The following is a 26,176-nucleotide window of genomic DNA, read 5'->3' as shown; positions in this document are numbered from 1 at the left end:
CCAACGAGGATAGCTCGGGGAGCATACATAAGTATGTGACCCGAGTAGCCGAGAGCAGTCAACAACGTCACAGTACGAAGTATGACGAATATTTTAGAGGAGTTGTTGCTCCAACCACTCCTTCACAGGAATAGGCGCTGATTTCAAACTATTCGAACCTCGAGTGATAGTCGCAATTCCCACGCCGAGCTCATTTTTCAGTTCTCTTTGGCTCATTTCGCCGCGCATCAGTTCTTGCACAATTTTAACGCGAGTCGCTAACGCTGTACGCTCATCTGGCGTGAGTAATAACTGAAGAACTGGCAGATGAATATCTTGTTCAAATGCCAATTGTAATAAATTCACAAAGCGCAGCCAGTCAGCGTTCTCATCGGCTGTTAGAGCCGGATCTTGGTGTTGATTTGCTGTCATCGTTTATCCACCCATACTATTTAACTAGTACAAATAATAACACACTCTTATTAGAAATCATCAACCAAACGCTTTTCAAGCTTCAATAATACAAAAAATAACCAAATTTCATTTAGTTAGCTAATAACGCTTTAGATAGTTTGAATAATATCTAATCGACCGATGTGGAAAGTTAGAAATAAACATTTCCCATACCCACCAACACGCTAAAGCATTCGTGCTGTAGCAAGGCGGCAAAAGAGCTAGGCCCTAGGAGCATACATAAGTATGTGACTAGGGCTAGCGAGTGCAGCCAACACCGCTACAGTGCGAAGGATGACGCGAATTAGTATTTCATATTCCACTCATTAGAAAGCAACACCTTACTATTTTTCTGCCCCATAAAGTGCCGATAGAATAAGTCATATGACAACACGTTTTTCACATAGCCGCGAGTTTCTGAGAACGGGATACTTTCCACAAATGCGACCGCATCAATACGCCCACCACTATTGCCTAACCAACGAGTCACACGGGATGGGCCTGCATTATAAGCTGCACTGGCTAAAATGCGGTTATTACCAAACTGCTGATAAACATCTTCCAGATATGCTGTTCCCAGCTCAATATTGGTCGTAGGATTAGTTAATTGACTAGCATTTACGTAGTTAATACCTTGTTTTTGCGCGGTATGTTTTGCTGTTGCTGGCATCAATTGCATCAAACCTGTCGCTCCGACAGGTGAGCGAGCTTGTGGATTCCATGCACTTTCTTGGCGAGCGATTGCCATTGCATAGCTCTTTTGAATATCTTTCGATTTGGTATATAAATTGAATTCTTTATCCCACGCTAATGGGAAACGTTCTTCTAGGTGATCCCAAAGTTTAGCAGTGATAGTCGCCTGCACGCTGAGATCAGCCCACTTATTATCAAACGCATAACGTGCTAATTGCTCTTGCTGGTTGGTAGGTAGCGATGCCACTAAACTCACCCATTCAGAACGAGCAAGGTTATCTAGCTCCCAATACATTAATTCTCTAACACGCTGAACTTCTGGGAGTTGACTGACGCTTGAGTCTGGTTTAACAGCCGTTTTAACGTATACAGGGTAATCTACTTCTAAGACTTGTGCTGCAACCATTGGGTAGAAACCGCGTTTTTCAGTTAATTGGCGAAGTAACGTCTCACCTTCTGCTTTTTTACCTGCATCAATTAACGTGATGGCCTGCCAATATTGCCACTCTTCTTTATTTTTCACTTCCGCTGGCAAGCGATTTAACCATGAAGCGACACCTTTCTTATCGCCAGCCCCTAATGCCAAACGAACACGACGCTCTCTCAATGAAGATGAATTGCTTTCTTGAATGGTCTCATCACGCCATTGAGCCTGTTCAGGGGGCACATCTCCCATATATTGCCAAGCAATACTGTCTTTAAGTAATTGCTTTTCTGCCATGTTCATTTTTTGTGCAGAACTTATGCTATTAAGTACCGTACGAGCCGCATCAGGGGATTGACGTGCATAACGACTAAAAGCCGCGATGGTAGCTTGGCGAGTAAAATCCGTTGGCGTCATCGTGTTGGCGAATGTCACGACTGAGGCTGGGTCATTTTGTAATTTCACTAACGCATCACCAATCGTTTTATAACTTGGTGGTAAGCGTTTAGCTAAATAACTCGCAATCGAAGTATTGCCCTCTTTTATGGCTAAATTAATGCGCTCAAGAGTCATTTCAGGGGTTAAATAACCCGCTTTTTCCCATTCATTAAATAGCTTATCACAAGCACTCGGCATTGAACGGCCATTTAACCAGGCTTTTTCTGCCCCTTGCCATGCAACTTGTTTATTTCCCACAGCCCAATTAGCAAAATAAAAATTACATTGTGCCTCTGCGGGTTTTGGGGCTTCAGGGCTAAACTCCAGCAATGATTTCCACTCTTGACGACGGGCTAACTCATTCACAAATCGAGTTTTTAAGTTTTTAGCAACGGGTAGCGTCGGGTAAGTATTAATAAACTCCTGAACTTGGCGAGGTGATACAATATCTAAGTCTTGAGTTAGCTCACGATAAGCGAGATAAGGGTAAAGTGGATAATCATGCAAGGTCGGCAGCAAGCGCTCGACTTCATCCATTTTATTGGCATCCCATGCAACCTTAATTGCTTGATAACGCTCCCGCTGTGCCTGTAAGGAATCCGCCCATACTGTGCTGGAAACCAGCAACATTGTTACAGGTACTGCCGATAACCAACCTTTCATATTCACTCGCTCCATCGCTAAACTAAAGTCAAAATACAGGAAAACCTTAACCTATATATACCCCCAAATAATTCGAGTTGCAGGTAGGCGACAAGCGAAGATAGACGGGGGAGCATAGATAAACTATGTAACTCGGCTAGCCTAGTGCTGTCACTTACACCTCAACGAAAAGCGCTACAACTTGAAGGATTACGGGTATATTAAACATATATCAATACTATGAATGCTACCGAAAGTTTTTATTTAGTAACAGCGGAGAGTTCTTGAATTTTTCGACTTTACAGTCTTTTACTTTATATTTATTAGGTTTTTACTCTCGAGTTAACGCAGATAGCCTAGACCATCACATACGCAATCAGGTATAGTTCATACCAAAATATTTATTGTTGTTTATCCAATCGCAGTAGGTCATGTATTCCTACTACATAGAAACAGAAAATTAAAATTCCCTTTATAAATCAAAAGGTAAATAAATTGGCTCAATACGTTTATAGTATGTATCGGGTTGGAAAAATTGTTCCACCGAAACGTCATATTTTAAAAAATATCTCTCTGAGCTTCTTTCCGGGGGCTAAGATCGGTGTTTTAGGTCTTAATGGTGCAGGTAAATCAACATTACTGCGTATTATGGCAGGTATTGATACCGATATCGAAGGCGAAGCACGTCCACAACCTGGTTTGAAAATCGGCTATCTTCCGCAAGAACCTAAGTTAAACCTTGAGCATACTGTCCGTGAAGCCGTTGAAGAAGCGGTTAGCGAAGTCAAAAATGCATTAACTCGTTTAGACGAAGTTTATGCAGCTTACGCGGAAGAAGGTGCAGATTTCGATAAACTCGCGAAAGAGCAAGGCGAGTTAGAAGCGATTATTTCCGCACAAGATGGTCATAATTTAGATAACCAATTAGAGCGTGCGGCGGATGCACTGCGCCTACCCGCTTGGGATGCTAAAATCGAAAACCTCTCTGGGGGTGAACGCCGTCGTGTGGCAATTTGCCGCTTACTACTCGAAAAGCCTGATATGCTACTGCTCGATGAGCCAACCAACCACTTGGATGCCGAGTCTGTTGCCTGGTTAGAGCGTTTCTTACACGACTACGAAGGGACTGTTGTGGCTATCACGCATGACCGTTACTTCTTAGATAACGTCGCGGGTTGGATCCTCGAACTTGACCGTGGTGAGGGTATTCCTTGGGAAGGTAACTACTCTTCTTGGCTTGAGCAAAAAGATGAGCGTTTGGCGCAAGAAGCCTCTACAGAAGCTGCTCGCCGTAAGTCTATCGAGAAAGAACTTGAGTGGATCCGCCAAAATCCAAAAGGCCGTCAAGCTAAAGGTAAAGCGCGTTTGGCTCGCTTTGAAGAACTCAATAGCGTTGAATATCAAAAACGTAACGAAACTAGCGAACTGTTTATTCCACCTGGACCGCGTTTAGGGGATAAAGTTATCGAGGTTGAAAACCTAAGTAAATCTTATGGTGACCGAGTTCTGATTGATAACCTGAATTTCTCAATCCCGAAAGGGGCAATAGTCGGGATTATCGGCCCTAACGGTGCGGGTAAATCCACCCTGTTCCGTATGATTTCAGGCCAAGAGCAACCGGATTCCGGCTCAATCACGTTAGGTGATACCGTAAAAATTGCTTCTGTTGACCAGTTCCGTGATGCGATGGATGACAGCAAAACTGTCTGGGAAGAAATTTCTAACGGCCAAGATATCATGCGTATTGGTAACTTTGAAATTCCAAGCCGTGCCTATGTGGGTCGCTTTAACTTTAAAGGCGTAGACCAAGGTAAACGTGTTGGTGAGTTATCAGGTGGTGAACGCGGCCGTTTACACTTAGCTAAACTACTGCAAGTGGGCGGTAACGTACTGTTACTCGATGAACCAACCAACGACCTCGACGTTGAAACTTTACGTGCGCTGGAAAACGCCCTGTTAGAGTTCCCGGGCTGTGCCATGGTTATTTCCCATGACCGTTGGTTCCTTGACCGTATTGCAACCCATATTATTGATTACCAAGACGAAGGTAATATTACGTTCTTCGAAGGTAACTTCTCTGAATATGAAGATTACAAAAAACGGACGTTAGGCGCGGAAGCGTTGCAGCCACATCGTATGAAGTATAAGCGTATGACCAAATAATCCCTGTCATAATTTAGAATTATAGCGGTGTTGGCTGCGCTCGTGAGCCCTAGTCACATACTGGTGTATGCTCCTAGGGACTCACTCTCTTGTCGCCTACCTATAATTCAAATTATTTAAGGGATCGATATCATATAGATAGAATCAAAACGGCATCATTCGATGCCGTTTTTTATTGGGTGACTTTATTTATAAGTCATCCAACATCAGTAACTGCTGAACAAGGGTGACACACTCTAAGAAGCGTGTGTCATAATCTGAGGATTCTACACGCACAAATTCAATATTGTTTTTCTTGAGCATTTCAATGAGTAAGCCTTGGAACGCTTTCCGGTCTTTATCACTCCCCAAGCTTCTTAAACCATCAGCCACCCAAGGAGTGTTATTCTCTAAAACTATGACTAAATCGAATCGGTATTCGTCTATCAATGCCTGAACAAATGGGTGCTCTTTGCCTTCATAGCGCAAACAAAAGGCTTGAGTCGTGACAAAGTCGGTATCAATAAATGCGACTTTATTAGCATATTTCACTGCAAAATCAATATATTGAGCGTGTCCCAAGGCGATTTTGTCGTAGTCAGAATATTGCAATGCCATCTCATCACCACCTAAGTGGCTAAACACATAGTCACGGCCATATTCCCATGCGCTGGATGTATTGAAAATATTCGCTAACTTATTGACTAACGTAGACTTACCACTCGATTCACCGCCTAAAATCGCCACTTTACGCACAAAGAAGGGTTTAACTTCCGTTGGGATATATTCCCAATAACGAAACGGCGCTTGGCGAATTTGGTTACCGCTAATATTCATAAAAGTACGTTCAGGGTCAATCAAAATGGTTTCGATACCTAGATATTTTTTATAGCGCGGAGCGTCATTCGCTTCCCCTGAATAAATAAAACTTGGGTTAATATTATGCTTTTTCAAAAAGCCTTTCATTCCATCACTCCACACTTCCCAACCGTGTGGATACGGCTCTATGCCATTTTCATCAAATGAGTGAATATGAATATTTTTTTGATATTTAAAGGTTTGTAATAACCACCGTAAACGGTCGCTTACTGTGGGCTGTTGAGACATAGAACTGTTAATAAACAAGTCCTTATCACGGGGTTCATCGTGGCAGAGAATGACATGAAGCTCATCCACTTGGCTGCACGCCCGTTGAATCAAATAAATATGCCCAGTATGTAATGGATAAAATTTGCCGAACACTACCCCAATCGTTTTTTGCTGGTTGGGGTATTCAAGACCTAAAAAGCGATGAAGAGCCGCAATTTTTTGTGCGCTAGGGCTTTTAATTTTGTCGTTAATCAACTGGCTGAGATAGCCTTTGGTCATATCTGTCGCATCCGCAACTTGCTGGAGCGTGTAACCCGCCCGTTTAATTGCGTTTTTAAGATAGTCAAATTCAGCCATGTATTTTCCTTTTTACCCTAAATTAAAAGCTTATAACTCATCCAAAATACTTAATGCGTCTGCTAATTTCTTCACGCCATACACTTTCATGTCCGGAGGTGATTTTTTGGGCATATTCGCATGAGGGACAATAGCGCGTTTAAAACCATGTTTTGCTGCTTCAGAGATACGTTCTTGCCCACTTGGAACTGGACGAATTTCCCCTGCCAGCCCAACTTCACCAAATACCACAAGGTCTCTAGGTAACGGACGATCACGAAAACTAGAAACAAGGGACAGCAATAGTGCTAAGTCAGCACTGGTTTCGGTGACTTTAACGCCCCCCACGACGTTAACAAAAACGTCTTGGTCTGACATTTGCAAACCACCGTGGCGGTGTAATACGGCCAATAAAATGGCTAAACGGTTTTGTTCAAGCCCGACCGCAACACGCCGTGGATTCGACATCATAGAATGGTCGACAAGCGCTTGGATTTCCACCAGCAGCGGTCTTGTCCCCTCCCAAACTACCATGACCGAACTACCTGATGTGATTTCATCACCACGGCTTAAGAAGATTGCTGAGGGGTTACTGACTTCTTTTAGGCCTTGCTCCGTCATCGCAAACACGCCTAGTTCATTGACCGCCCCGAAACGGTTTTTATGGCTGCGCAAAGTACGAAAGCGGTTATCCGCATCGCCATCTAGCATAATAGAGCAATCAATACAGTGTTCGAGGACTTTAGGGCCTGCCAATGAGCCATCTTTGGTGACGTGACCGACCATAATGATGGCCACACCACGGGTTTTCGCAAAACGGGTAAGGTAAGCCGCGGTTTCCCTAACTTGTGCCACACTGCCCGGGGAAGATTGGATATCCGCCATATGCATCACTTGGATAGAGTCAATCACCATCAATTTGGGCTGCTCTTGCTCCGCAGTTAAGCAAATTTGCTCAATACTGGTTTCTGACAGCATATTGAGGGAATCTGTTGGCAACCCCAAACGATGAGCACGCATGGCCACTTGTTGAAGAGACTCTTCCCCTGTGACATACAAGGTTTTCATTTCGCGAGATAACAAGCACATGGTTTGCAGCAATAAGGTACTTTTACCCGCTCCCGGGTTCCCTCCAATGAGGATGGCGCTACCAGGTACGACTCCGCCACCGAGCACACGGTCAAACTCTTTAAACCCTGTAGTAAAACGAGGCAGTTCTTCGAGGCTGATTTCAGATAATTTCTGAACCTTACTGACCCCAGCCGCATTTCCTGCATAGCCCGTTAAGCGGTCAGTACGCGATGAAGAGCTTGTTGAGGCCAGACGCACTTCCGTAATGGTGTTCCATGCATGACAAGCACTGCATTGCCCTTGCCAACGCGGATAATCTGCCCCGCAATCATTACAGACAAACGCCCTTTTAACTCCTTTCGCCACAGCAAACTCCTCCTAAAATTCAATTTTGTTCTTAGTTCTTATTTTCCATAACATTTTAGCCGTAATACTCTAAATAGTTCATGTTGTGGCAAGGCGGCAAAAGAGGATGTCTTGGGGAGCATACAAAAGTATGTGACCCAAGCAGCCGAGTGCAGCCAACACCGCCACAACACGAAATATGAAGAATATTTAGCGTTCTTCGTGCTTCAGCCCCCCGCTAAGCACACACATCACCCCCATCAGATCTGCATGACGAATAGCGACCTTCGCCCTTGCATACACCTTTGGTTTCGCATGATACGCAATACCCAGCCCCGCTTTACGGATCATCTTCAGGTCATTTGCCCCATCACCGATCGCCACCGTTTGTTCAATGGGTAGTTCCAGTTTTTCAGCCAATTTAACCAAGGTTTGCGCTTTATATTTCGCATCTACAATTGGGCCTTTAACTTTGCCCGTTAACTTGCCATTTTTGACTTCAAGTTGATTAGCAACCGCCGCCACAAGTTTCAATCGCTGTTGCAAGTTATTAGCAAAGAAAGTAAAACCACCGGATGCTATCGCAATGTGCCAATTCATTGCTTGTAACTTACGTACGAGATTCGTTAAGCCTGGCATTAAAGGCAATGTTTCCATCACTTGATCAAGAATAGCGGCATCAGCGCCTTCAAGTAAGCTAACTCTTGCTCGTAAACTTTCCGTAAAATCGAGTTCCCCTAACATGGCTCGCTCGGTCACTTCTGCAACCTGCTCTCCCACCCCTGCTAAACGAGCAATTTCATCGATACATTCAATCTGAATGGCTGTCGAGTCCATATCCATCAGTAATAGGCCCGGTGAACGCAAACGTGGTATTTGCCCTAATGGCACCACATCTAATAAACATTCGTCAGCGAGTTTTTTAATTCGAGGTGTAATACTCCCGGCAATTCTGACCACTTGGTAGTCATCAATACGCCACGAGGAGACAATTACGATAGCGATCCCTAATCGCTGTTGGAAATTACTGATCCGCGCTTTATCTAAGCCACGGCCATATAGTAACCACCCACTGTCACCTGCACGATAATCCAATGGCATCACTTCTTCACCACTTAACGACAATGGCAACCCCGGCCATTTTTGGATTTCGTCGGGTAGATAACAATAGGTCAAACTCGTTGACATGAAAATTAGCTCCTGTAATCGAAAAAACTTTTTTATAATGATAAGTTGCGAGCAGCCAAACGAAGCCACTATACTCAATTTTAAGGCTTTGTGACCTTATGTGTTTACTGTTAAAACTGAAGTTAACCTCATACTACCTGAAGTATAACGACATTTTTATATTCAAAATAAGTCGAGAGCACCAATAAAGCAATGAAACTTACCTTTAGGCTCCACAAAACAGTGATTATCGTTATCTGCATTGCGCTGGTAACCTTACTGATGCATGGTATTTCTTATTTAGGAAATAGCCAAAACCAAGGCAGAATTGAGCAATTTAAACAATTGACCTATGTTCTTGCTGAACAAGTCGCCTTCAGCTTATCTGATTATATTGTTCCAGGCAGTAAAGATTTTAACTTAGAGCGCATTAATGCCAATTTAAATAACGTGGTGAAAGATAGGTATATTTTAGATGCCAGTATCTATACCGCTAGCGGCACATTGGTCACTCAAGTTGGTGAACCTACCACGGTAAAAGAACGGCTCGCGATAGATGACAGCTCATCACTACAAAACTTTCAATACCAGCTTGTTGTTCCCATTCAAGGAACAAAAGAGCCAAAAGGCTATTTACGCTTGACGATTGATACAGAGCTCCTTTCAGCCGAAATTCAACAAGCAGATAACAGTACCAATGTATTACGAATTTTTATTCTACTCTCCTTGTGTATTGGTTTCGTTTTAGCAAATACATTACTGCGTTTAAAGAAAAAGAAAGGTCACAAACAAGCCCCTCCGTTAGTCATTAATACAGAGGAAAATCAAGATGATAATGGAGATGACAACAGTAATGAAGATGGCAAGCAAGAGAACAAAGGGACGCCAGCTACTAATCCAGCACGTTTGAAACGAAAGAAAGAACCTCGACCTTATCGCCCTAAACGGCCTGCCTCAAAAAATAAGTCAGGCTCATCTGATAAATAGCCCTAAAAAGGGCTATTGAGTTAAATTCAAATAGAGGTTGTGTCGAACACGATTGGCGCAATAAACTCGACCCGACCATCGACTAGCAATGTTTCTGGCGGGGTAGGAAAAGGCGCAGCACGTGAAATGGTCGCCAACGCTTCTTTATCCAATATTTTCGTACCGGATGAATTCAATAAACTGGCGGCAATCACTTGGCCCCGACTATCCAAAACTACTTTTATATGAGAAACCCCTGTTGAGCGGTAACGCAGTGCAGCACGCGGATAGCGTTTGGTTTTTGCTATCCGCTGATGAACCTCACTTTGCCAACCTTGGTGCCCACTCACTGCTGCAGACGCATTACTGGAAAAATTCGCACTGCTACTGGATTCGCTGCCTGATGCAGGGGCAGAAGTTACCGTCGACTCCTGCGTGGTAACAGGTGCTTCGTCGATGACTTTTTTCTCTTGCGGAATTTTCTTTTTCGGTGGTCGTTTTTTCTCACTGACTTTCGTCAATGTGCCATTATCTACAATCGCAGTTTCAGGTAATTTATCCATCTTTTCAACGACTTCAGGTAATGATTCCTCACGTGTCGTCATTTGTTGTTTAGGGGCATGATTGATTTCAGGCTCAGTCTGCTGTTCAAGCTGATAAACACCCAGCTGCAACGAGATTGCTGGTGGTAATACCCCGGTCTTAGGAATTGAAGAGGTAAACCATCCAATAAAAATGATTGCCAGTGTTCCATGGAAAAGACAACTTAAAACCAAACCGCCTAGTGGACGGAAAATCGGGCGCTCTAACTGACCCGTCATACTGCTCATATTCTGCCTCACGACTTTATTTTTTGCAGATTATAGGCATAATACAAACAAAAATGATATTCATTATTATTAGTAAAAACACAATTATTAAAATAAATTATTGATTTAAATAATAAAGTAATCTGAGCAGATTATTAATCAGCACAACTGTGCTCTTTTATGACATTAACACCAGTAAAATGACTATTGATAAATCTCTTGCCCGTAAAATTAGCGGTGCGTATCAGTCAACATATAGCCAACTTGTGCGCTTTTTCCGCAGTCGGCTAGATAACAGCAACGATGCTGATGATTTATCACAGGATGTGTTTACACTATGGCTAAACCGTAAAGAACAAACGCCTGTAAAAGAGAGCCGCGCTTATCTGTTTAAAATTGCGAATCATGTTTTGATTGACCATTGGCGACGTAACCAACGCCAAACTAAATCAGAGACATCCATTGATGACGTTACTCATGAGCCACATTTTGAACAGAGCCAAGCTGATCCCAGTGAAATCTTGGAACATCAGCAACGGATCCAACGGCTGAGCGAGGCACTTGAAACGTTACCCCCCCGTCGACGAGAAGCTTTTTTGCTGTATCGTTTTGATGGCTTATCTCAAAGTGAGATTGCTGAGCGAATGGAAATTTCAATCAGTATGGTGGAAAAACATATTGCAGCAGCACTTGTTCACTGTAAAAAACACCTTGATAATCAGGGCAATAATTCGTAATGACACACGACTCTTTGCAAACATCAGATGATGAAAGCCGCATTGATGAAGAAGCCGCGCTGTGGTTTACCCGCATGCATAGCCAACGCATTAGTGCTCTTGAAACTGAGCAATTCAAACAATGGGTTGCAGCATCACCTGAACATGCAAAAGCGTATGATGCCATTGCTGAGCTATGGCGCGATTTTGATGATATGCCGCGCCCTGCTAGCACAATACTTCCGAAGGAAAAACGCCCTTTTTTTCGCTTATGGCGCCCTTTGGGCAACACTTTAGCGGCATTTTTTATTGCAGCTATTTTGTTTTTGCCCTACAGCCACTTGCCTGCGATGTTACTCAATAATATGACCTTAGTAGCAACGGATACGCCTAAAGAAGTCACATTACCCGATGGTTCCCAGCTGTTTCTTAACCACAATACCCGTATTCATGTTGCCTATGAAACTCCAGTTCGTAACCTGTACCTAGAACAGGGAAATGTTTACTTTAAAGTCAAATCCAACCCTTATCGGCCTTTTATTGTTCAAGCTGATAACCGGCGTATTCAAGTAGTAGGAACCGAATTTGAAGTCAACAAAGTGGCTCAGCAAGTTGCTGTGAATGTCAGCCAAGGCATTGTCAGCTTTGAAGATGCCGCAAGCAAACAACCCGTTTTCCTACTTGCCGGTGACAGAGCAGTCAGTCAATCGCCGAATAGCCCAATCGCTCGCCAACACATCAACCCGCTAGATGTGGCTCGTTGGCGTTTTGGTGAATTTGTTTTTGTTGATAAACCACTTTCAGAAGTCCTCGACGAACTTAAAAACTATTCATCGATAAATATCGAGCTTTCTCCCGCTCAATTAGCGAAGAGTAAAATCTCAGGTCGCATCAATACCCATCAGCCAGAACAGTTTTTTCAAGCCCTTCCTTCATTACTTCCGGTACAAGTCGTCTATCGAGATAAAAATAACGTATTGATTATTCAAAATAAAAAAAATAAATAAAAAATATTTTCATTTGCAGGTGAGGATAATTCTCATTTCACCCTCTTCTTAACTAGTCATCATTTTGCTGACCTATTTTCGCACACTTTTAGTGCAGCTTAAGAATAAGGGATAACCATGTCTATTCAGTTTACTCAAAGCCGATTAAGGCCGCTCGCCCTTGCTATTGCGGTGAGTAGCGCCATTGTTTGTCAGTCTGCATCAGCACAAGAACTCGCATTTTCACTACCAGAACAATCACTGGCTGCCTCAGTGGCTGAAATTAGCCGCCAAGGTCAAATTCAATTGATTTATGATAAAGGTCAGTTAAATGGCTTACGAGCACCTGCCTTGTCTGGTAACTACTCCGCACAAACCGCATTACAAAAAATACTCATCGGTAGCGGCTTAGAGTTAGTCAATGAAAATGGTGTTTTCGTTATTCGTCAGCAAAATTTAAGCCAAGGCACATTGGTATTACCGGAAACTCAAGTCTCTGGCGTTGTTCAGAATCACCCCGCAACAGATGTTATGTCAGCACCGCAATATGTGACGTCTGAAGAGATTAGCCAGAAAAATACCGGTGATGGCAATATCACCGACTTGATGAAAACTAACCCTGCTGTCCAATTTGCTAACAATGACAGCAACTCGATGAACCAAGGAGAAATCAAGCCTTCCCGCATCTCAATCCACGGCTCAAGCAGCTATCAAAATGCTTATCGCCTTGATGGTGTTAGTTTTAATAATGATTTTGACCCCGCAGACAGTGGTCTCGGTGAAACAGCGACCCGTCTGAGCAGTAGCGACCAAGGGATCTACATCGATAGCCGTCTGATCGACAGCATGACAGTGTATGACAATAACATTCCTGTCGAATTTGGTGGGTTTACAGGGGGAACCGTTGAAGTCAATAGCCGTCGCTGGCAAGGGGAAAATAGCGCCCATGCCTATTACCGCTTAACTCGCTCCGGTTGGAACAACTTGTTTCATGACTCCACACAAGGTATTGATACTACTAAAAATGATACCGCCAACCCTGCTCGCTTTCAAAACCGCTACGATAAAAATGACTTTGGTGGCTGGTTTGAATTAGGGGTGAGTGAAAATTCAGGGCTCGTATTCTCGGCCTCACGTCGTAGCTCGACTATCCCGATGACAGTGACGGGTGGCGAAGCATTTGTACTGGAAAACAACCAAATCGAACCTATTTTTTCTGATTCAGGTAAAAAAAATCAGCGCCGTACCTCAGATAATTACTTTTTAAAATATTCACTGGATTTATCGGATAAAAGTTCATTAGATTTATCTGCTAACTACGCCTCTTACGATAGCCGCTTATTTTCTTCGTCCGTCAGCAACTCGGGTTATGATTCAACCCATGATGGATTAGGTTTTACCGCTGTATTTAAACATCAGCTGGATTTAGGCCAATTTGAAATCACTGCTAATACTCAAGACTTAAAAGATAACCGTAGCAACGACCAAAAATACTCACTAACCGTTAGAGCGATTGAGTTTGATGAGGATTGGAATTACCTCGGCGTGACAGAACGTAATAGTGGTGGCCTTGGTGATTTAGAATCGAAACAGAAAAGTCATGGTCTAAAAACAGTGATGAGATTTAATTCTCTCGAAGATAGCTTAGGGATAACTCATCAACCAACGTTAGGGGCCGAAATAAACTATACCAAAGGGACGTATGTCCGTGATCATGATTATCTCCGCTACACCTATTCAGGTAATCTAATCAAAGATGATTATAATGGTAGTCTGACAAATATTAATCGATTTAAAAAAGGGTCATATTCCGCAGACTACACTAACTATGCAATTTTCTTGGATGATAACATCCAGTATGGCAATTTAACGCTACGACCAGGTATTCGTCTTGATCGTGATGATTTTGTAAACCGCACTAATATCGCACCACGTTTATCCGGTAACTATGATGTATTCGGTAATGGTAAAACGCAAATTATAGCAGGTGCGAACCGCTACTATGGCCGCTCCATGCTGACTTATGCACTGTACGGTGCGCAAAATGGCGGAATGCAAAATTGTAATGGTAGTGAATGGGATCCTTGCTCCCTAATATTAGAGAATAACAATTGGGATAATCAAAAAGATTACGAAGGGATCGATTCACTAAAAACGCCATATAATGATGAGCTTACTGTTGCTCTGCAACAAGAAATCCTTTCAACCACATGGCGTCTACAATACGTACACCGTGAAGGGTATGACGAAGTCAGAACTCGTACCAAATATGACACTCGTGATGCCGATAAACGTAGCATTCGGATGTACGACAATGGCGGCCGTAGCTCACACGACACCGTAACCCTTTCAGTTAATAACAGCCAACCTTGGGAGTGGGCAGATGCTTCCCATGTAATGACAGCATCACTTACATGGCAGCAAAGTGAAAGTAATACCCCGAAAGATTCAGGTTATAACTCATTTGACCCAGCCAATAAAGTCAATCTAAACAAAGTTTGGTATGACGGCAAAATTATTGATGCATCAAAATTGCCTTCAACCAGCTTTAACTCTCCGTTCAAATTTAACTTAGAACTGACCAGTGTTTGGGATGATTATGACCTAACTTGGTACAACCGCCTGCAATGGTGGGGTGCTCGTGACCAAGCAGTTCGCTACGATAACGCCTACGCAGTCGACCCTGAATATGGACAAGTTCGTAAGTACACCAAGCAGCATTTCTCCAGTAAATATACGTGGGATACCCGTCTTGGCTGGAAACCTGAATTCGCTCACGGTTTTGGCTTCTCAGTCGAAGTGAACAATATCCTTAACAATAAAAATGTTGCTGACCGCTTTGTCTTTGAAGACCGAGTATTGAAATCCTACGACCCGGGCCGTCAGTTCTGGTTACAAGTCAATTACGACCTGTAATCCACCAGCAATGTGAGCAATTTAAAAAATATAAGCCATTAAAATAAAACAACAAATGAACAAAACGTCATGAAGACACTGAAACAATTTTTCTATTTAGTAAAACCTTTTTGGGGGCAGCGTGCTGCCCTTTTGTGCTGGATACTGCTGTTTGCCTCACTCGGGCTCACGTTGTCCTCAGTTTGGTTCAACGTCAAAATGAACATGTGGAATGGGGATTTTTATAACGCCCTACAAAAACTCGACGGCCAAGCGCTGTATGGCTTATTGCAATACTTTGTGATTTTAGTCAGCGGGCTAATTTTTGTCGTTGTTATGGGTAATTACCTAAAACAAATGCTGATTATCCGCTGGCGTAAAGGCATGACGGAGCAAATACTTAGCCGTTGGTTATCGCCAAATAGCAAACATTACCTATTAAGGCTGACATCACAAGAGCCAGATAACCCAGACCAACGTATTGCCGAAGATATTCGTTTACTGATTGAATCGACATTAAATTTAGTGGTGACATTCCTCCACTCAATGTTAACTCTGATTTCATTTGCGACCATCCTTTGGACACTTTCCGGTAGCCTGTCGTTTAATTTTGCCGATAGCGACTGGACCATTCCTGGGTATATGTTCTGGGCTTGTATTATTTATACCCTCATTGGTATTGCACTTACCCAATGGATTGGTTTCCCACTTCGCCGTTTGCATATGGATAAACAACGCCGCGAAGCGGATTACCGTAGCTCATTAATTAATTGCCGCCAACACGGTGATGCCATCGCAGGGCAGCGTGGTGAAACTCAAGATAGAAAAGAACTGATGGGGCGCTTTGGTGAAATTATTAGCAACTGGAACCGCTTGATCCGTTGTGAGCGGAACCTCTCTTTCTACACAGTGGGTTACCAACAAGTTACCGCCTTAGCGCCTGTATTACTCGCATTACCTAAATTCCTTGCGGGTGAAATCATGTTGGGTGGCTTAATGCAATTGCGCCAAGCCTTTACCAGTGTTGCCACTTCACTCGGCTGGTTTATTTTTGCCTATAAAGAAATCGCCGCATGGCAAGCCACAGTCTCCCGTTTATACAACTTTGTGGTTTTATTGGAAAACGATAACAAAGCAGTGGTTACTATCGACGAAAAATCGCCACCTCTGATCGCTAAATTATCCGTTTCTACCGCAGACAACCGCTGCTTAATTAATTCCGTGAATATAACCGCCAAACAAGGCGAATTAACCTTGATTAGTGGCCGTTCTGGTGTTGGTAAATCCACCTTATTACGCACGCTAAGTGGGCATTGGCCTTTCTTCAACGGCACTATCAGCCGAACAGAAAAAGTTATGTGGATCCCACAACGCCTCTATTTACCAATTAGTCGGCTTGATAGCTTATTGGCTTATCCCAAAGCGACATCCCAATTTAGTCAGCAAGATTTTCAATATGCTTTGATGTTAGTCGGGTTAGAAAAACTGCATCACCAACTCGCACTCGAAACCGATTGGAGCAACCGTTTATCTGGTGGGGAACAGCAGCGCATTATGTTTGCACGTTTATTGCTAAACCGACCAAAACTACTGTTATTGGATGAGACCACCTCCGCCCTTGATGAAAACAGCGCATTAGAGCTCCTCGCTCTATTGAAAGCTGAGTTACATGACAGCGCCATTGTTTTGGTTAGCCATCAGAGCTTCGTTGCTCAATTTGCGGAACAACAAATATTGCTCGTTGAACCTGCGAGTGAAAAATCCTTAAATACAGGAACACCTGAATATGCTTCGTAAAATTACCTTCGCCACACTGGTAAGCATTCTGCTCGGTGGCTGCGCAGGCAGCACACCTGTGAGTCAAAATGCAACCTCGCTGTTGCCCGTACGCGGTGACCTGCAACACTATCAACTCGAAAATGGACTGCAAGTTTACCTTCTACAACGCAATCAACCTGGAGTTGAACTGCGTTTGTTGGTCAGTAGCGGTTCATTGCAAGAAAATGAACAGCAACTTGGTCTCGCGCACTTTACTGAACATATGGCGTTTAAAGGCACCAAACATTTTCCGGGAACCACGGGGTTCAAACAGCTTGAACACCAAGGGCTTAAACTCGGTAGCCATGTTAATGCGATCACCAGTTTAAATTCCACGCTATATAAATTATCACTCCCTGAAGCCACGACAGCACAAGTCGCCACGGGCTTACAAGTGATGGCTGATTGGGCATCAAATATGACATTTGACCAAGACGCCTTTGAAAAAGAGCGTCCTGTCATTGTTGAAGAGTGGCGCTTACGCCAAGGGATGGGCTATCGCATCAACGATAGTTTAGAAAAATTACGCTACCACGGTAGCCGATACGTCGATCGCAACCCAATTGGTTCATTAGATGTGGTACGCAATGCCCCGATTGAGCAAGCGAAAAGCTATTACCAAACATGGTATCAACCTCAGCGAATGTCACTATTAATTATTGGTGATTTCAATAGTTCATCAGTACGCAATCAGGTTGATAATTTATTTGCGCTCCCTAAACCCGAAAAAGTGGCAGAAGATAACCCGCAATGGAAACAATTTGCCCACTCAACCAATATGTTAGTGCAAGGCGTGTTTGATAAAGAGCAAGGGGCGCGTTATGTGCAATTTGCCTTACAAAAGGATGTTAGCGCACCGCTAAATACGCGCTTAGGGCAGTCCGAAGATTTACTCGATAACCTCTGGTTAGCCATTTTAAACCAGCGTTTCTCCGTCATGGTGGATAACGGCGTTTTGCCATCCATTAGTATCAATGAACAAGGAGCAATGTTAGATAACCAGCGCTTACAACAGTTGATGATCATCCACCCTAAAGGCAATGATTACCAAGGTGCGACTGAGATTTTATTTACAGAGCTACAACGCCTTGCTACTGAGCCGGTTACCCAAGAAGAACTTGATTCTGCAAAGCAAGCCATGCTGAAAAAATTTAGCCGGCAAGCCGCTTCAGAACAACGTTATAGCAATGAATATTTAGCGGGGCAACTCACTACGGCACTTGAATACGACATGCCGATGTGGAATAAGCGCCAGCAGTTAGATAACAGCTACCAATTGATAAAGTCTGTCAAACCGCAGGATTTACAACAACATGTCGCTAAATTCCTACAAACTGCCTCCCCGCGTTTAGCATTAATTGGACCGGATACAGATGCCGCGACAATGGATAAGTCCACATTTAATCAACAATGGCTTAAAATACGCCAAAGCACACCCGGGCCATTTACGCTGCGCTCCAAAGCAATTCAACTACAACTACCTCAAGTTCCCAAAGGGGATATTGTTGAGCAATCTAAGCTACCAGTTGAAAAAACAGAGCGTTGGACATTAAGCAATGGTATTCAGGTAATTGTTAAAACAGATAAAAATCTGAAAGATGACATTCAATTTAACTTGCAATTACCGGGTGGCCGCTCGTTAGAAACACAACAAACGGCAGGTTTAACCGATTGGGCATTGAAACTTCCTGAAAGCAGCGGTTATGGGAATTACAGCGCTCGTGATCTGGCTTTACTGGCAAAACAAAACCAAATTAGCGTTCGCCCATACAGTGAATTACTCACGCATGGTTTTCGGGGAAAAACCCCTGTCGATAACCTCGAAACGGCTCTACAACTACTCAACTTGAAGCTAACAGCGCCTCAATTTAGTGGTGAAAAGTTAGAGCAACAAAAACAATCTTTTGCTTTAAACTTATCCAAAACTCCCGTAGAGCGCACATTCCTTGATAATATCAATAAAGAAAGCTATACCCATGGTGAATTTTTAGTGATCAATCCACAAGGTAGCTGGCAACAATTTACTGCTCAACAGTTGCAGCAAGCCAACCGCCAATTACTCACGTCAACAGCAGATATGACACTGGTCATTACAGGTGCAATGAATAGTCGTGAGCTAAAACCGCTGTTAGAGCAATGGGTTGCATCACTGCCGCAAAGTAACCAAAAACTGGTATCTCGTGACCAAGGGATCATGCCAAAAATGGCCAGCTTTAATAAAACATATCCCATCAGTAGCAGTGATAAAAGCATGGTCAGCATTCAATTCGCCTCACCCGCCGTATGGAGCCAACAAGATAGCTTAGCAATTCAACTTATTGATACCATTGTGAGCCAACGTCTGCGCGGCGAATTACGTGAAAAAGCCAGCGGGATCTATGCATTAGGTTTTTCACAGATGTTAGCGAAAAAACCGCAACCTTATTACCTCTCTCGCTTGAATTTCACCACGTCACCTGAGCGTGCTGAAGAAATGACGCAAATCGCCCAAAAAACGATTGGGCAAATTCGTCAAACAGGTGTGAGTGAAAAAGAGTTAACTGAAGCAAAAAATATTTGGCTCACTGAAAATTCACAAGTGACGGATAGCTCAAGCTATTGGACCGAAGCTTTGGCACAGATTGCTGCAGATGATGGGCAATATCAGCGTTTAAATCAAGAACAAGATATTATTCGCCAACTTACGGTTGAGGATATTAACCGCTTGGCTCGTCAGTATTTAGGGCAAAATTCGAAAGTGTTTATGATGACGCCTTAATATGAGTAAAGATGAGCCCGTAAATACATTGGGCTCATCTTTCTACTTTCCACCCTATTGACATAAATGAAATTCATGATTAATTTCAGCTAAATATTCTTCTTATTTTATTGATAATTCGATTGAATACGTGTGAAATTATTTTTTTTAAACTCATATCCTTCATTATCTCTTCCGGATCTCTATTTTTTTCAGGTTCCAATAACTCTGTCTTACTTACAACACTGAATTTTTCATTTCCCTTCAATTCGTTCACTCTATCTACTGAATAAACGTCTATGAAATCATTAATCTGCTTAGCAATATTTTCATGAGTATAATTTGATATTTTCCGCCTTAAGTCTGATTTATATTTATCAATATTCTCAACAGGCTCCATTTTCAAACCATCTATAATTGCCATTTTAAACTCATTGAGCTTACGTGGCGTAACATCTTGTAATCCAAACACGGAATTTATAGCACACCAAATTCGGTTTATTGGACTTCTATTTTCTCTAATATATAATTCATGTTCATCTAAATATTGATTAATAATTTCATTTATTTTCTTACATACCAATTCATTATCGTATTCTTTTAGTATTCCCTGTGCACTTAACATTTCGCGCTCAAAGAGTTCAGGGGTTTCACTTGACTTCAACTTATTAAATTTTTCCTTAATTTTAGCTTTAATCAAATTTAATGACTTATTCGAGATCTCATTAAAAATCACTTTAATTCTAATCGCTTCCTCTATCGTATGGCGAGAAAGGATTTTTTGAGACTTAGGTTCCTCCTCACTCTTGCCCAACTGATTTAGTTTAATTTTTTTTATTTCCTCACTAACTACTTCATTCTTCTGTTTTGTAATCACACCGTTGCAATGTTCCATCTTTTCTATAATTCTATCACTTTCAGAATTACTCTTTATTGGCATTGAATTATTAGATAAATCGTCACTGTGTGATTTTCGAACAATTGATTTTTCAAAACCATCTTCTTTTTGCTCTGATTGTATTTCTTTAGTAGGAAGTGACTGTTTAGGAGGACAAAGAAAATAATTTTTACTTGCTTCGATGCCTTTATTAAAATACTTATTAATTTTATACTTCGCTTTTTCGTTAGCCTTATTTACTTTACCCCATGCCTCTGTTATTTCCTTCATTCCATCAGCATTACTACTATTCTTTAAACTAACTATTTTATCTATTATCAGATGGCTAGATCCCTCATAGAAGCTATCTTTTCTGATAATGTTATCTACCATATCACTCAGTGAAATTGATGGGTTCGTTTGCTTTGTAGCATGATCGTGATGGCTTATGGCTTTAAAGATCTTCATATTAGGTTTCCTATTTGAGGTAAGACACACAAAAATAATATATAAGCCAATAAGCTTTCGATATCAGATAGCGATTCCCTCAATAATTTTTAAATACAATCAGTAAAATTTAATGCTACTACTAGATTTATATGACTTTGTTAAGTTGACATAATATATTTTTGATGTGATTAATATATTCTAGAAACGACAATGATGAGTAAAGTAATGAACAACATAACCATCCGCAGAGCAACACTGGACGATGTGCCTGCAATCACCCAAATGCACGCTGACTATTCCGCGTATGCGAATACTTTACAACTGCCATACCCAACAACAAATACGTGGGAAGCTCGCCTAAGTGCTAATGACCCGCTAGTCACACAGTTTGTGGCCACTATTGATGATGTCGTTGTCGGGTTACTCGTTATTCATCAACCAAGCCAAATACGCCGCCGCCATGTGGCTACCTTCGGGATTACCGTTAGTGAAGCCCACCAAGGCAAAGGTATTGGTTCACAACTGATGCAAGTGATGGTGGATTACTGTGACAACTGGCTGAATGTCCATCGCATAGAACTAGAAGTATTCGCCGCAAATGGCAGTGGCGTCGGGCTGTATGAAAAGTTTGGTTTTGAACTAGAAGGCCGCATGAAAGATTATGCATTCCGTGATGGGCAATATGTTGATGCCGTGATGATGAGTAGAATCAAAAAATAGCGATAAAAAATGCCACACAATAGGTGGCATATCAATTTATTAATATTTTAAGGGCATTCAACACCGACTAAACTACGTAATGGGATCCCGAATTGATAATGTAAACGACGGATCATTGGCAACGTCAAATTACGTTTCCCATTTAATATCTCATAAACCCGATTAGCTTTTCCTATCGCGGGTTCTAAGTCTTTTACTGTAAGACCTTGTTGTTCCATACGAAATTTAATCGCTTCGATTGGGTTTGGCGCTTCAATAGGGTAGTGCCTTTTTTCGTATTCTTCGATCAATAAGCACATCACCTCAAAATAATCCCCTTCCGGGGTATTTAATACAGGCTCATTATCAAACATCGGTGAAACCGCTAATAAAGCCGCTTCATAGTCTTGTTCTGTTCTAATGGGTTTAATTTTCATGATCATGACTCCAAATCCACCGTTTCTGCATCAACTCGGTCATACTGTTCATGAGTTCCAATGAATTTAACGAATATCCACCCACGCTGATACGCAATAGCGACAATCAATCGATAACAATTCCCTTTTATATTAAATACCACTCGCTTGTTTTTTAAAATACTTGCGCTGCGATACATTCCTTTGATATCTGAAGGGGTTTTCCATGTTGCCTTGATAGCTTCATCCAACCATGCCTTCAGCGGTTGTTCTGACTCTGGATATTTTGACCAAAAGTCTTTCAGCGTTTTTATGGAGATGATTTTCATTAAAATAGCCTAGTCCCATTTTAGGACTAAGTCAATCATCAAGTCCCAGTTTAGGATTCACTATTATTATAATTTTCTCATAAAAAATGCCACACAATAGGTGGCATTTTAGCGCATCATGAAAACGTCTAACGACTATTTGTCGCCTAACAGCACGGAGTCCAGTGCAATTTCAATCATCTCATTAAACGTGGTTTGACGTTCTTCTGACGTTGTTTGTTCGCCAGTTTTGATGTGGTCAGAAACGGTACAAATCGTTAATGCACGAGCACCAAACTCAGCGGCAACACCATAGATACCCGCAGCTTCCATTTCAACACCTAGGATGCCGTATTTTTCCATCACTTTGAACATATCAGGATCTGGTGAGTAAAATAGGTCTGCTGAGAACAAGTTACCCACACGCACATTCACGTTTCTTGCTTTTGCCGCTTCAACCGCATTATGGACTAAGTCATAGTCTGCAATCGCTGCAAAATCATTTTCTTTAAAACGTTGACGGTTAACACGTGAATCAGTACAAGCACCCATACCAATCACAACATCACGCAATTTGACGTCATCCATTACTGCGCCACATGAACCCACACGAATAATCACTTTTACACCAAAATCAGTGATCAGTTCTTTCGCATAAATGGAGCATGAAGGGATCCCCATACCGTGACCCATAACAGAAATTTTACGACCTTTATAAGTCCCTGTAAAACCTAACATGCCACGCACATTATTGACTTGGCGAACATCCTGAAGGAAGGTTTCAGCGATGTATTTTGCACGTAATGGGTCGCCTGGCATCAGAACGACATCAGCGAAATCACCCATTTCTGCATTAATATGTGGAGTTGCCATGATTATTTCCCTTTAAATGATTAAATTTTTTTAAATGAATAAAATGGTTTCCCCACCTTATTCTTAAAAAAGATGACGGCAAAGCCTTGCCCATTACCTTTAACTGCGCACAATTACCCTAAATAATTTGAGTTGTCGCTAGGCGGCAAAGAAAATCATCCCTATGAGCATACATAAGTATGTGATTAGGGGGATTTTATGCAGCCAACACCGCGACAGCTCAAAGAATGACGGGTAATGGGTGTTAGAGCATTGGTTTACCATACTCCATCGGCGACAAATCAAAGTACTTAGCGACTGTCTGCCCAATGTCCGCGAACGTTTCACGGTGACCTAATGAGCCAGGTTTAACTTTTGGTCCATAAATCAGTACTGGGATGTGCTCACGGGTATGGTCTGTACCTGGCCAAGTTGGGTCACAACCGTGGTCAGCGGTTAAAATCAGAATGTCATCTTCTTTAACTAATTTCATTAGTTCAGGTAAACGACGGTCGAACAATTCTAATGCTGCGGCATAACCAGCCACATCACGGCGGTGGCCGTATGCTGAGTCAAAATCCACAAAGTTAGTGAAAACGATGGTGTTATCACCCGCCAGTTTCATTTCTTCTACCGTTGCATCGAACAGTGCATCAATACCTGTGGCTTTAATTTTCTTAGTGATACCAACATGAGCGTAAATATCAGCAATTTTACCGATAGAAACCACTTCACCTTGTTTTTCATCAACTAATTTTTTCAATACTGTTGGTGCTGGTGGCTCTACCGCTAAGTCATGACGGTTACCTGTACGTGTGAAGTTACCGGCTTTATCACCAACAAATGGACGCGCGATAACACGGCCAATGTTATAACCACCTTTGGTTAACTCTTCACGTGCGATTTCGCACAGCTCATACAGTTTATCTAAGCCATAAGTTTCTTCGTGGCACGCAATTTGGAATACGGAGTCAGCAGAGGTATAGAAAATCGGTTTACCGGTTTTCATGTGCTCTTCACCCAGTTGATCGAGGATAACTGTACCGGATGAATGGCAGTTACCTAAATAGCCCGGCAAGTTTGCTTTCTCGACTAAAGTGTCCAGCAGTTCTTGTGGGAAGCTGTTTTCTTCATTAGAGAAATAACCCCAATCAAATAGCACAGGTACACCCGCAATTTCCCAGTGACCTGACGGGGTATCTTTACCCGAAGAAATTTCGCTCGCATAAGCGTATGCGCCAATAATTTCTGCATTAGGATCAAGGCCTGCAGGGAATGAACCGCTTGATTCTTCTCCTGCTTTACCTAAACCTAATTTTGTTAAATTCGGTAAATGCAGAGGCCCTTTACGACCAATATCCGCTTCGCCACGTGCGCAAGCATCTGCAATGTGACCCAGTGTGTTTGAGCCTTCATCACCAAATTTATGTGCATCGTGTGCAGCACCGATCCCAAAGGAATCCAAAACCATAATAAATGTGCGTTTCATATTTTTCTCCTGCGGTATTTTTAAATACGATATACCACTAAAATCTTGTGTATTACTCGCTGATTTGGCGATAAACCATAGGTGTAGCTTCAGGTGCTTTATCACCAATCACCATCGCTTCACGCACTTCCTTCGCGGCTTCTTCCCACGCTTTTTCACTATTTGCATGGATAATTGCCAGTGGCGTTTGGGTATCCACTTTGGCACCTAACGCAGCGATATCACTCAAACCAACACTATAATCAATTGGGTCTGTCGCTTTACGACGACCACCACCTAAAGTCACGACAGACATTCCCAGCGCACGTGTATCCATTTGCGTGATAATGCCGTCTTTTGGTGCATAAACCGCTTTGCTCAGCACTGCAGTCGGCAGGTATTTGTTGTAATTTTCAACAAAATCAGCTGGCCCTTTTTGCGCTGCAACCATACGGCCAAACACTTCTGCCGCTTTACCATTGTCTAATACTGCCTGTAATTTTTGACGTGCTTCTTCGCGGTTTGCGGCTAATGAGCCAGATACTAACATTTCTACGCATAACGCCATGGTGACTTCATAAAGACGTGGATTACGGTATTCACCTGTCAAAAATTGTACAGCTTCACGCACTTCAACGGCGTTACCGGCACTGGATGCCAGTACTTCATTCATATCAGTTAATAATGCGGTGGTTTTACACCCTGCGCCATTCGCGACTTTAACAATAGACTCAGCTAGCTGTTCTGACTTCTCATAAGTTGGCATAAATGCACCTGAGCCAACTTTAACGTCCATCACCAGAGCATCAAGGCCTTCTGCCAATTTTTTACCTAAGATTGAAGCCGTAATTAGCGGAATTGAATCCACTGTCGCTGTGATATCACGGGTTGCATAAAAACGTTTGTCTGCAGGTGCTAATGAATTGGTTTGCCCAATAATTGCTACCCCGACATCTTTGATAATGTCACGGAAACGCGCATCATCTGGGAAAATATCGAAATTAGGGATCGCTTCGAGTTTATCTAATGTGCCACCGGTGTGGCCTAAACCACGGCCTGAGATCATCGGTACATAGCCACCACACGCTGCGACCATTGGGCCGAGCATTAATGAAGTGACATCACCCACACCACCAGTTGAATGTTTATCAACTAATGGGCCATTGAGATTGAGTGATTTCCAGTTCAACACCGTTCCTGAATCACGCATAGCTAGCGTTAATGCAACGCGCTCAGGCATGGTCATATCATTAAAATAGATAGTCATTGCCAATGCAGCAATTTGACCTTCTGAAACTGAGTTATCGCGAACTCCATTAATAAAGAAACGAATCTCTTCTTCGCTTAATGGCTTACCATCACGTTTTTTACGGATAATTTCTTGTGCCAGAAACACAATA

The 26,176-nt window shown here is 42.5% G+C and carries 20 protein-coding genes; 8 read left to right on the top strand and 12 right to left on the bottom strand.

Annotated elements, in window-relative coordinates; translation table 11 throughout:
- Positions 1–93: 93 nt before the first annotated feature.
- Positions 94–411 carry a trp operon repressor gene (trpR, locus tag PSE72_RS17765; RefSeq protein ID WP_004914745.1) on the bottom strand — a complete coding sequence of 106 codons (318 nt, stop codon included), beginning with the start codon at positions 409–411 and terminating at the stop codon, positions 94–96.
- A 325-nt stretch (positions 412–736) separates the two neighbouring features.
- Entirely contained in the window at positions 737–2,650 is a 1,914-nt protein-coding gene (gene sltY / locus PSE72_RS17760) for a murein transglycosylase (protein WP_217007889.1), read from the bottom strand.
- A 474-nt stretch (positions 2,651–3,124) separates the two neighbouring features.
- Here sltY and ettA point away from each other — a divergent pair, with 474 nt between their 5' ends.
- Complete coding sequence (ettA, locus tag PSE72_RS17755) at positions 3,125–4,792, top strand: energy-dependent translational throttle protein EttA (RefSeq protein WP_004914750.1); 1,668 nt, start codon at positions 3,125–3,127, stop codon at positions 4,790–4,792.
- 189 nt (positions 4,793–4,981) lie between these two features.
- On the opposite strand, the gene nadR is transcribed toward ettA, so the two are convergent.
- The 3 genes from nadR to serB all read right to left on the bottom strand — a co-directional run bounded on the left by nadR (position 4,982) and on the right by serB (position 8,800).
- Complete coding sequence (gene nadR, locus PSE72_RS17750; RefSeq protein WP_109911846.1) at positions 4,982–6,217, bottom strand: multifunctional transcriptional regulator/nicotinamide-nucleotide adenylyltransferase/ribosylnicotinamide kinase NadR; 1,236 nt, start codon at positions 6,215–6,217, stop codon at positions 4,982–4,984.
- A gap of 30 nt (positions 6,218–6,247) precedes the next feature.
- A complete protein-coding gene (gene radA / locus PSE72_RS17745) occupies positions 6,248–7,633 on the bottom strand; it encodes a DNA repair protein RadA (RefSeq protein ID WP_004914753.1) in 1,386 nt (461 codons plus the stop codon).
- Between the two features lie 189 nt (positions 7,634–7,822).
- Positions 7,823–8,800, bottom strand: coding sequence for a phosphoserine phosphatase (serB, locus tag PSE72_RS17740; protein WP_115166601.1), 978 nt, complete (start codon positions 8,798–8,800; stop codon positions 7,823–7,825).
- A gap of 222 nt (positions 8,801–9,022) precedes the next feature.
- Between serB and PSE72_RS17735 the strand changes: the two genes are divergently transcribed.
- Complete coding sequence (locus PSE72_RS17735) at positions 9,023–9,766, top strand: AhpA/YtjB family protein (protein ID WP_238563156.1); 744 nt, start codon at positions 9,023–9,025, stop codon at positions 9,764–9,766.
- 26 nt (positions 9,767–9,792) lie between these two features.
- Here PSE72_RS17735 and PSE72_RS17730 read toward each other — a convergent pair whose 3' ends face one another.
- Positions 9,793–10,575, bottom strand: coding sequence for an energy transducer TonB (locus PSE72_RS17730; RefSeq protein WP_198642077.1), 783 nt, complete (start codon positions 10,573–10,575; stop codon positions 9,793–9,795).
- A 179-nt stretch (positions 10,576–10,754) separates the two neighbouring features.
- Between PSE72_RS17730 and PSE72_RS17725 the strand changes: the two genes are divergently transcribed.
- The 5 genes from PSE72_RS17725 to PSE72_RS17705 all read left to right on the top strand — a co-directional run bounded on the left by PSE72_RS17725 (position 10,755) and on the right by PSE72_RS17705 (position 19,727).
- Entirely contained in the window at positions 10,755–11,291 is a 537-nt protein-coding gene (locus PSE72_RS17725) for an RNA polymerase sigma factor (protein WP_115168249.1), read from the top strand.
- Entirely contained in the window at positions 11,291–12,277 is a 987-nt protein-coding gene (locus tag PSE72_RS17720; protein WP_198642076.1) for a FecR family protein, read from the top strand. Before PSE72_RS17725 ends, PSE72_RS17720 begins: the two co-directional genes overlap by 1 nt.
- A gap of 117 nt (positions 12,278–12,394) precedes the next feature.
- Positions 12,395–15,172, top strand: coding sequence for a secretin and TonB N-terminal domain-containing protein (locus PSE72_RS17715; protein WP_115166598.1), 2,778 nt, complete (start codon positions 12,395–12,397; stop codon positions 15,170–15,172).
- Between the two features lie 69 nt (positions 15,173–15,241).
- Positions 15,242–16,948, top strand: coding sequence for an ABC transporter ATP-binding protein/permease (locus tag PSE72_RS17710; protein WP_115166597.1), 1,707 nt, complete (start codon positions 15,242–15,244; stop codon positions 16,946–16,948).
- Positions 16,938–19,727, top strand: a complete 2,790-nt coding sequence (locus PSE72_RS17705) for a M16 family metallopeptidase (RefSeq protein ID WP_272691041.1) — start codon at positions 16,938–16,940, stop codon at positions 19,725–19,727. Before PSE72_RS17710 ends, PSE72_RS17705 begins: the two co-directional genes overlap by 11 nt.
- 85 nt (positions 19,728–19,812) lie before the next feature.
- Here PSE72_RS17705 and PSE72_RS17700 read toward each other — a convergent pair whose 3' ends face one another.
- Positions 19,813–21,051 (bottom strand): hypothetical protein, encoded by a 1,239-nt coding sequence (locus PSE72_RS17700; protein WP_115166595.1) that lies wholly within the window; start codon positions 21,049–21,051, stop codon positions 19,813–19,815.
- 207 nt (positions 21,052–21,258) lie between these two features.
- On the opposite strand from PSE72_RS17700, the gene PSE72_RS17695 reads away from it, so the two are divergent.
- The gene (locus PSE72_RS17695; RefSeq protein ID WP_164528370.1) at positions 21,259–21,753 is read left to right on the top strand and encodes a GNAT family N-acetyltransferase; all 495 of its coding nucleotides are present in this window, start codon (positions 21,259–21,261) and stop codon (positions 21,751–21,753) included.
- 47 nt (positions 21,754–21,800) lie between these two features.
- On the opposite strand, the gene PSE72_RS17690 is transcribed toward PSE72_RS17695, so the two are convergent.
- The 5 genes from PSE72_RS17690 to deoA all read right to left on the bottom strand — a co-directional run bounded on the left by PSE72_RS17690 (position 21,801) and on the right by deoA (position 26,172).
- Complete coding sequence (locus PSE72_RS17690; protein ID WP_115166594.1) at positions 21,801–22,169, bottom strand: helix-turn-helix domain-containing protein; 369 nt, start codon at positions 22,167–22,169, stop codon at positions 21,801–21,803.
- Between the two features lie 2 nt (positions 22,170–22,171).
- Positions 22,172–22,477 carry a type II toxin-antitoxin system HigB family toxin gene (locus PSE72_RS17685; protein WP_198642070.1) on the bottom strand — a complete coding sequence of 102 codons (306 nt, stop codon included), beginning with the start codon at positions 22,475–22,477 and terminating at the stop codon, positions 22,172–22,174.
- Between the two features lie 135 nt (positions 22,478–22,612).
- Entirely contained in the window at positions 22,613–23,329 is a 717-nt protein-coding gene (gene deoD / locus PSE72_RS17680) for a purine-nucleoside phosphorylase (RefSeq protein WP_004914779.1), read from the bottom strand.
- Positions 23,330–23,573: 244 nt separating this feature from the next.
- Complete coding sequence (deoB, locus tag PSE72_RS17675) at positions 23,574–24,797, bottom strand: phosphopentomutase (RefSeq protein ID WP_004914781.1); 1,224 nt, start codon at positions 24,795–24,797, stop codon at positions 23,574–23,576.
- A 52-nt stretch (positions 24,798–24,849) separates the two neighbouring features.
- Positions 24,850–26,172 carry a thymidine phosphorylase gene (gene deoA / locus PSE72_RS17670; RefSeq protein WP_004914783.1) on the bottom strand — a complete coding sequence of 441 codons (1,323 nt, stop codon included), beginning with the start codon at positions 26,170–26,172 and terminating at the stop codon, positions 24,850–24,852.
- Positions 26,173–26,176: the final 4 nt, after the last annotated feature.

The sequence above is a fragment of the Providencia sp. PROV116 genome (assembly GCF_028482485.1).
Lineage (GTDB): Bacteria > Pseudomonadota > Gammaproteobacteria > Enterobacterales > Enterobacteriaceae > Providencia > Providencia rettgeri.
The sequence above is the reverse complement of the archived record's forward strand: the minus strand, read 5'-3'. Positions and strand labels throughout refer to the sequence as shown.

Excerpts from the sequence above, each read along its gene's own strand:
- trpR (WP_004914745.1), bottom strand. The coding sequence starts at position 411 with ATGACAGCAAATCAACACCAAGATCCGGCTCTAACAGCCGATGAGAAC.
- sltY (WP_217007889.1), bottom strand. The coding sequence starts at position 2,650 with ATGAAAGGTTGGTTATCGGCAGTACCTGTAACAATGTTGCTGGTTTCC.
- nadR (WP_109911846.1), bottom strand. The coding sequence starts at position 6,217 with ATGGCTGAATTTGACTATCTTAAAAACGCAATTAAACGGGCGGGTTAC.
- serB (WP_115166601.1), bottom strand. The coding sequence starts at position 8,800 with ATGTCAACGAGTTTGACCTATTGTTATCTACCCGACGAAATCCAAAAA.
- PSE72_RS17730 (WP_198642077.1), bottom strand. The coding sequence starts at position 10,575 with ATGAGCAGTATGACGGGTCAGTTAGAGCGCCCGATTTTCCGTCCACTA.
- PSE72_RS17725 (WP_115168249.1), top strand. The coding sequence starts at position 10,755 with ATGACTATTGATAAATCTCTTGCCCGTAAAATTAGCGGTGCGTATCAG.
- PSE72_RS17720 (WP_198642076.1), top strand. The coding sequence starts at position 11,291 with ATGACACACGACTCTTTGCAAACATCAGATGATGAAAGCCGCATTGAT.
- PSE72_RS17715 (WP_115166598.1), top strand. The coding sequence starts at position 12,395 with ATGTCTATTCAGTTTACTCAAAGCCGATTAAGGCCGCTCGCCCTTGCT.
- PSE72_RS17710 (WP_115166597.1), top strand. The coding sequence starts at position 15,242 with ATGAAGACACTGAAACAATTTTTCTATTTAGTAAAACCTTTTTGGGGG.
- PSE72_RS17705 (WP_272691041.1), top strand. The coding sequence starts at position 16,938 with ATGCTTCGTAAAATTACCTTCGCCACACTGGTAAGCATTCTGCTCGGT.
- PSE72_RS17700 (WP_115166595.1), bottom strand. The coding sequence starts at position 21,051 with ATGAAGATCTTTAAAGCCATAAGCCATCACGATCATGCTACAAAGCAA.
- PSE72_RS17695 (WP_164528370.1), top strand. The coding sequence starts at position 21,259 with ATGAACAACATAACCATCCGCAGAGCAACACTGGACGATGTGCCTGCA.
- PSE72_RS17690 (WP_115166594.1), bottom strand. The coding sequence starts at position 22,169 with ATGAAAATTAAACCCATTAGAACAGAACAAGACTATGAAGCGGCTTTA.
- PSE72_RS17685 (WP_198642070.1), bottom strand. The coding sequence starts at position 22,477 with ATGAAAATCATCTCCATAAAAACGCTGAAAGACTTTTGGTCAAAATAT.
- deoD (WP_004914779.1), bottom strand. The coding sequence starts at position 23,329 with ATGGCAACTCCACATATTAATGCAGAAATGGGTGATTTCGCTGATGTC.
- deoB (WP_004914781.1), bottom strand. The coding sequence starts at position 24,797 with ATGAAACGCACATTTATTATGGTTTTGGATTCCTTTGGGATCGGTGCT.